Annotated in this window: 5 protein-coding genes; 3 read left to right on the top strand and 2 right to left on the bottom strand. The window is 50.4% G+C overall.

Features of this window, described 5'->3' with window-relative positions; translation table 11 throughout:
• Positions 1-350 precede the first annotated feature (350 nt).
• From NXS08_RS06780 to NXS08_RS06770, 3 genes are read left to right on the top strand one after another with little or no spacing between them, the layout of a single operon-like run.
• Positions 351-1,505 (top strand): hypothetical protein, encoded by a 1,155-nt coding sequence (locus tag NXS08_RS06780; protein ID WP_259138775.1) that lies wholly within the window; start codon positions 351-353, stop codon positions 1,503-1,505.
• Positions 1,498-2,817, top strand: coding sequence for a hypothetical protein (locus tag NXS08_RS06775; protein WP_259138773.1), 1,320 nt, complete (start codon positions 1,498-1,500; stop codon positions 2,815-2,817). Before NXS08_RS06780 ends, NXS08_RS06775 begins: the two co-directional genes overlap by 8 nt.
• A gap of 34 nt (positions 2,818-2,851) precedes the next feature.
• On the top strand, positions 2,852-4,312 hold the full coding sequence (locus NXS08_RS06770; RefSeq protein WP_259138771.1) for a multicopper oxidase domain-containing protein: 1,461 nt from the start codon (positions 2,852-2,854) through the stop codon (positions 4,310-4,312).
• A 132-nt stretch (positions 4,313-4,444) separates the two neighbouring features.
• Here NXS08_RS06770 and NXS08_RS06765 read toward each other — a convergent pair whose 3' ends face one another.
• Together NXS08_RS06765 and NXS08_RS06760 are read right to left on the bottom strand one after the other, a co-directional pair.
• The gene (locus NXS08_RS06765) at positions 4,445-5,170 is read right to left on the bottom strand and encodes a CDP-alcohol phosphatidyltransferase family protein (RefSeq protein ID WP_396232259.1); all 726 of its coding nucleotides are present in this window, start codon (positions 5,168-5,170) and stop codon (positions 4,445-4,447) included.
• Positions 5,171-5,441: 271 nt separating this feature from the next.
• A complete protein-coding gene (locus NXS08_RS06760) occupies positions 5,442-6,335 on the bottom strand; it encodes a hypothetical protein (protein ID WP_259138767.1) in 894 nt (297 codons plus the stop codon).
• Between the last annotated feature and the right edge of the window lie 47 nt (positions 6,336-6,382).

The raw sequence follows: 6,382 nt of genomic DNA, 5'->3' as shown, positions 1-6,382 counted from the left end.
CACGCCAAACAAAACAAACCGCTCAACGCAACGAATACTAACTATACCCACACCCACCCCCACAAAACAAATCCACACAACGTGAACACCACCACACCCCACACAAACCCCCAAACCACAACCAAAAACCACCCCCAACAACCCACACCAAAACCACCCCGGCGAGTTACGCTCCGGCGTGGAGGGGTGCTGGGTAGCGGTGGCTTGAAAATTTTGGCACTTCACGAATTTTGCGGTGATTCACGAATTCTGCAGCGATTCAGGAGTTTCAAGGACTATAGCACTACCCTTTGCTCCCTAAAATATGTTGAAATTCTTAATAACTTATAGTTTCCACTGAGGGAGGCTTTATGCTTCACCCTACTGCACCTAAGGCGCGGCTTTATTTACGGCTATTTTTACTACTGCTGGCCGGCACCGCCCTCGTAAATGGCTTAAACGGAGCCGCTGCCCTCACTGGGGTGAGGCACGCCCTGCCTGCCAATCCCAGCTCCCACATGCACGGAATCCTCATGGTGATTGGCTTCTTGGGCACAGCAATTGGGTTGGAACGCGCGGTAGCTGCCCGTAAACCTTGGACGTACGCGGCGCCCGCACTCACCGGCGCCGGATCGCTTCTGGCGCTACTACTGCCGGTATTCGCCCGCTGGGAAGAGAGCCTCATCCCCCTTTCGGTAGTCGGCGTACTCTGGACTGCTGGGATGACGGTTTTAACCCTCACCTACGGGTTTTTCTTGACTCGCCAAAGTAGCCTCCCGACTATGCTTGAGGCCCTGGGGGCACTACTCGGTCTGGCTGGCACAGTATTTTGGACCGCCGCTCAAATGGGTTTACCCGCCAGTTTTTACCAGCTGAAAGCCTTGCATCTGCTGCTAATCCTCTTCCTGGTGCTCACCATCGTGGGCGAGCGTTTCGAACTGGCACATTTGAATCAAGACTTCCAAAAGCGTCTCCCCTTAGCGACTTTGCTGGCAGCTAGCTTAGCCATTGCAGCCTGCTTCACTTTTTTCACCCCTCGTGCCGGCGTGTTCGTAGGTGTAATCCTGGTGGCTCTCAGCCTGCTTTTAATCCGCGATGACATTGCGCGTCACACGTTGAAAAACCGTGGGCTACCAAGATTTTGTGCAGCGGCAATGCTGGCTGGCTATTTTTGGATGCTGGTGGCGGGTTTCGTTTGGGCGATTGCGGGTTTCCAGCCTTTGGGAACCCTATACGAATTACCGATTCATGCCCTGACCCTAGGGTTCGCAATTTCCATGGTTTTCGCCCATGCACCGATTATCATTCCCGCTGTTATCCACAAGAATTTTCCCTACTCGAAAGTCCTGTGGGTGCCATTGATTGCTTTACATTTTGGTTTGCTGGTGCGCTTTTGGCTGTCTTTCACTCTGGACCTTCCGGGGCTACACCAGTTGGGCTCGGCGGGAAATATTGTGACAATTTTCGTGTTCGTCGGATTAGTTTTACTTTCTATCAATTTCCCGAGGGCGGTGAAAAATGCGTAAGGCGAAAGTTTACGTCTATTACCGGTGGATCTTAGCGGGTTGGGTGTTACTGATCTTAGGTTTCACGCTGTGGAACCAGGTGGCTCCTCAGTTTGTGAGCGCGTGGTTTGGGACGCGCCTGTGGTGGATGAGCATTCACGTGTTTACTTTAGGTGTGGTGGCCACTTCGATTTTGGTGTGGGCCTGGCATTTTTCGGTGACTTTACTACGCTATTCTGATTTCACTTCGCAGCAGCCACTGTGGCGTCTCCTGTTACATACGGCGGGAAGTGTGCTTTCAGTTTTAGCGTTTGCATTTTCTTTCGGCTGGTTTTTACTACCGGGATTTGCACTGATCTTTGTGGCTTTTGCTTGGTTATTGGGTGCTATTTGGCAGGCGCTGCGGCAGGCGGCGTTTAAGAGCCAACTAGCGGGGGTAGTCCGTTACTATGCTTTAGCTACGGGTGCATTTTTAGTGGGATTGATATGCGGTCTGCTGTTAGGTTTAGATTTGCTGGGTGTTTGGCTGGTTCCTTTTCTGTGGCGCGAGGCTTTCTTACTGACGCATATTTTTGCGAATGTGGTGACCTTTGTGGGAATTACGATTTTCGTTACTTTGGGAACACTCTTGCCGACTACTTCCCGCACTAAGGTACTGGCTCAGACGAAGGATATTTTGGCAGCGGCTTTTCCGGTGGCATTATTTGCGGTGATTGTAGTTTTAAGTGGCGCTTGGTTTATGAATCCGTGGTTGATTTTTGTAGGTTTTGTGATTTTGGCGGCGGTTTTATTAACTTTGGCGGTTTTAGCAGTGTTGCCGTTGCGTGTTAATGCGCACTGGGGGTTTGCCCCGCAAACTCTTCTGCTGGGTACTTTTTGGCTGGTCGCAGCAGTATTGCTACTGGGGTGGGTGACTTTCCCCAGCCCAGCTTGGACTGCCCTGCCTCTAGCTCAGTTACGAGTGGAGATTGCTCTGTTGTTCCCTGTGGTTTTGGTTGGGGCAGCGCAGATTTTACTGGGTTCGTTGGCTTATTTACTGCCGATGATTATTGGTTTAGGACCGGCTTTGCAGGCCAGTTACCGGAGTTTGGATCGGTTTGCGGAGTATCGGGTGTTCTTATTGAATCTGCTTTTCTTAGGGTCGTTTATAGCGCCTCCACAACCGGCGCAGGTTTTGTGGTTACTGGGTCTTTTTGGGCTTTTTATTACTTTGTTGCAGTTGGCTCTGGTAGTGGTCAGGCAACTTTCAACTGCGGATCCAACTGAGCCGCTGGGAGTGGCGCCGCCCCAGCACCGCCGTAATCTTTTAGATTCCAACAATCGTCAGCTTTAGTTTTATTTGGTTTCGTGATTAAAAGGATGGGTTTATGAATATGCAAGTTTCTTCTACACCGAAAGAAGGGGCGCCGCCGCAGGGCCCCTATGTGAAGCGAGCTTTTAATCCTGCTGGTGTGGTGGCAGCGGTAAGTGCTTTTGTTTTGGTTTTCACTACTTTGCTGCTTAGCCAAGGTTTTCCAAATCCGGTTTCTACACCGCCTCAGGACGTTCCGGCTCCTGTGGGGGATAAAGCTCCGGTGCAGGTTGAAGTACGCGCCCAGGCAATGGCTTTCTCTCCCAATTTACTTGAAGTTCCGGCGCATACTCCGGTTGAAATTACTTTCATTAACGATGATTCCACGGCGCATGATTTGGTGACAGATTTAGGGCCGAAAACTGAGTTGGTGGCGCCGGGACAGTCAGCTAAGCTCCTGCTTCCCGGATTGGATCAGCCGGTTTCTGCTTGGTGTTCAGTTCCGGGGCATCGGCAGTCCGGCATGACGATGAAGATTTCTCCGCAGGCAGGTGGGCAAAAGAGTTCTTCCGAGGGCGCTGCCTCTGGTAATCAATCGACTGGAGCGCACTCTCACCATGGGTCTGGTAGCACTGTAGCAGCGGACGTTCCGGGGATGAGTGCTTTCTTGCAAGATCCTTCGGAGGTTTATATTGACCCGGTGTTACCTAAGGCTGACGATAAGCGGGTGCGTGAGTTCACTTTTGTGGTGACTGAAACTGAGATTGGTTTAGGTGCGGGGGTGAAACGTCCGATTTGGACTTTCAACGGTGGTCCGGTGGGGCCGACTCTGCGCGGTAAGTTAGGTGATAAGTTTGTGATCACCTTAAAGAATGAGGGCACTATGGCTCATTCGATTGACTTCCATGCGTCGTATTTGGCTCCGGATGTGCCGATGCGTTCGATTGAACCGGGTGAGTCTTTGGTTTATGAGTTCACGGCACAGCGCGCGGGGATTTGGATGTATCACTGTGGTACTGCGCCGATGACTATGCATATTGCTACTGGTATGCACGGGGCGGTGGTGATTGATCCGCCAGATTTGGAGCCGGTTGATTACGAGTATGTGTTTGTGCAGTCTGAAATTTATTTGCCGTCTGCTGATTCGCCTGTGGATCCGCAGAAACTCCGTTTGGTGCAACCTGATTTGATGGCTTTTAATGGGGTGCCTTACCAGTACCGGGTGAAACCGATTGAAGTTCCCGTGGGGAAAAAGGTACGTGCTTGGGTAATTGCCATTGGCCCGAACCTGGGGACTTCTTTCCACGTGGTGGGTTCTCAGTTTGATACTACTTGGGCTGAGGGGCGTTTCTTACTTAAAGACGGGGTTGATCCGGTGACTGGGAAAAAGGGCGGTGGCAGCCAGGCACTGGGATTAACTGCAGCGCAGGGTGGTTATGTAGAGTTCGCGCTTCCTGAGGCGGGTAACTATCCGTTCTTAGACCACTCGATTATTCGCGCGGAACAAGGGGCGATTGGTATTTTCCGCGCCAAGTAATTCCCGTAAATGTGGAAAGGCTCTGCTCCCGCTTAATAGCGGGAGCAGAGCCTTTCATTCTTCTTACCTGAGATTACGGTAGAAGCTGGTAGCTTAAAATACCGGTGGTTTGTTTTCTTTTACCGCAGATGGTTACTTATTCCGATCGGGGCGCCCTCGCCAAGAACGCAATGCGGAAACTCCCAGAATCCATAGCCCTGAAATCAGCCAAGGAACGGAAATCCAGGGAGACGCAACCGGATAGTAGTAGACCAGCAGAGCCGTGGTGATTACCCAAACTACTGCGGCGGCAGCGTTAAACATTCGGTACTGTTTTACGCGGAACGGGTGTACCCACTTCCAGGGGATTACTGCCAAAACTGTAAAGACAACGATAACTAACCAGTTAAGGTAAACGTTGATTTGGAATACCCAGAGGATAATCGCCACGATATTCCAAGCGGCGGGGAATCCCACGAAATACCAGTCTGAAGATTTCATCAGATTATTGGCGTAGCAGAACATAGAGGACATTAGGACCATTGTTGCTGCTAAAACAGCCAGTGGAGTAGGCCCTAAGGGGAGGGCAATTACCATAAAAACTGCTGGAATAAAGGTCCAGGTTAGGTAATCGACTACGTTATCCATCATCACGCCTGAGAACCAAGGGACAACTTCTGAAACTCTTGCTTTGCGTGCCAACGGCCCATCTGCTGCGTCTACGATAAGTGCAACAACTAGCCACATCCACATCATTTTGTAGTCGCGTTCAAAAAGGGCGAGTACTGCCAAAAGTCCCCAAAGCAGACCGGTCATGGTGAAAGCGTGTACAGCCCATGCGGCGATGTAGTTTTTTAGCGGCCAATTCAGCTGGTCGATCGCTTCTCCGAGTTTCTTCGTCAAGATATTTCTCCAATATGTCGGGGCACTATGGCTCCGCCTTCTCGCACTGTGTCTGTGTAGCTAAGGCGATTTATAGATACCTAATTACTTCCTAGCATATGGGAAATGGGCATTTGAGCCAAGCATCGACCAGGTTTAAGTCAAGTTTTGGCAGGTAATGTATACTTCAGCGCCTCTCTCAAGCCGCTTCTTATTTCTGTGACCAATTCTTATTTTTCGGCACACTTCTTATTTCCGCGACTGCTTCTTATTTGCGGTGACTCCTGGCGGAGTTTCTAAGGACTGTATCAACGTGCTTATCTGCCCGCACTCGGTAGGCTTCCCATGCGAACGTGATGAAAATCAATAGGGTGATGGTAACTATCACGTGGAACGGATAGTTTGAACCTTTGGCACCAAAATAGAGGTAGGGCGCTAAAAAGGTCACTACGGTCACCACAATACCGACAAGTCTGAGCCAAAGTTCCCTGGCGGTCATCATAGTAATCAGACCCCAGGTGTAAGGTAAAGCTGTTCCCAGATCAATAAGCCAAAGCACTGCCAAAGAGCCTTCAAATTCTTTCACAAAGGTGACGGGTAAGGCACGCAAGGCTGAATAGATGAGGACTACTGCGTAGGCGATGAATTTTGGAGTGGTAATTACGCGCACGAATTTGCTGCGTTCCATCACTTTAACTCCAGCATTAACTACCTGCCGGTAAACTCCAGCAGTCAAATGTAGCCCGTCAATGTCATGCAGTGATTTTTGTAGAAAATCCAGATCACTACTTCGAGCCCGTTGGGCAAGGAAGCTGACCAGTTTCAAAGGAGAAATCCCGTAGGGAGTGATTGTTTGTCCCAGCCATTCTTGTTTCGGTCCCACTTTGGTGAGCACTTCCCCATCTAACCATTCAACCCATTCAGTGTGGACTTCATCAGTCATGGGGAGTAGCCAAAGTTTTTCTCTTTTACGTACAGAGTCTCGCAGGATAAAGATAAGGGCGTCGCGGATTGCCGGGGTGTGTAGCTGTTCTACTGCGGGTAGTTCTCTCACATGGCGATTTCTGAGGTCGCTGAGTCGATCCACTCCTGCGGCTTCGCGCACTGCGTGTGGGTCAAAGATGTATTCTTCACCGAAAGATAGGTCAATTAACAAATTCACCCTCCTAATTTAGCGGGTTTTACGTTTTTCTGCTCTTAGGGGGTTTT

The sequence above is a fragment of the Gleimia sp. 6138-11-ORH1 genome (genome assembly GCF_024814355.1).
GTDB lineage: Bacteria > Actinomycetota > Actinomycetes > Actinomycetales > Actinomycetaceae > Gleimia.
Note: the sequence above shows the minus strand (reverse complement) of the source record. Positions and strands in the feature narration are given on the sequence as shown.